Origin of the sequence: Vibrio sp. 10N.222.55.C6 (assembly GCF_041473395.1) — a bacterium.
Lineage (GTDB): Bacteria > Pseudomonadota > Gammaproteobacteria > Enterobacterales > Vibrionaceae > Vibrio > Vibrio crassostreae_C.
In genome coordinates this window covers 1-747 of the sequence record NZ_JBFRSD010000158.1, presented here as the reverse complement: position 1 = coordinate 747, position 747 = coordinate 1, and the positions used below count along the sequence as shown (strand labels likewise).

General features: G+C 41.8%; 2 pseudogenes. Both read right to left on the bottom strand.

The annotated features are described in order from the left end of the window. A pseudogene (locus tag AB4486_RS23035) lies at positions 1 to 223 on the bottom strand (3-deoxy-D-manno-octulosonic acid transferase); the annotation flags it as partial. Next, positions 220 to 747: pseudogene (locus AB4486_RS23030) on the bottom strand (3-deoxy-D-manno-octulosonic acid transferase); the annotation flags it as partial. The pseudogenes AB4486_RS23030 and AB4486_RS23035, both read right to left, overlap by 4 nt.

Genomic DNA, 747 nt, shown 5'->3' with positions numbered 1-747 from the left:
CGACTTTTTTCATCACTAAGTAGTGCTTATAAAAGCAAGACTTCTCAGGGAGCCTCAGTGAATCGTCAAAAAAACCATTTCTAACGTCATCAGATAGATCATCGATATCACCAGCTAACATATATTCGTAATCAGTGATGCCCACTTCTGGCAGGTGCTTATCTATATGTTTTCTACGTTCTTCGTAGCCTTTGCTTACATGAATAACAAAAGTTTTGATCATGGTGATGTCTCAATATTGGTTGACTGATTATTGGTGGCTGAATGATGTATCAATTGGAGTGTTTGTTGTAACGCACCTTGATTCTGTTGAACTATACCATAGCCTATTCGCCCTTTTTCAATTAACTCTTTAGGCTTGGATAATGCACTGATCATTTGTAAAGCAAGCTCATTCTCATCGGCTACAACAGACAGTGCGCTCGAGTCGATCAATTGATTCGCCAGGTCTGCAAAATTGAAATAGCTCGGCCCTGTTAAGCAGTATTTTTGAAGCAGCGCAGGTTCGATGAAGTTATGCCCTCCTACTTTCTTTCCAAGTAGGCTTCCTCCCATAAAAACAAGATCGCTCGCAGAAAGCATAACCATAAGCTCTCCCATCGTATCCCCCAAGTAGACGTCGACATCGAGCGGTAACTCGTCAACAACTTCGGTTCGACGAACCAAAACTAAGCCTTGGCTTTTGGCCAATTCAGCAACTGAATCAAACCGTTCAGGGTGACGAGGTACTATCACTAAGAGTAATTT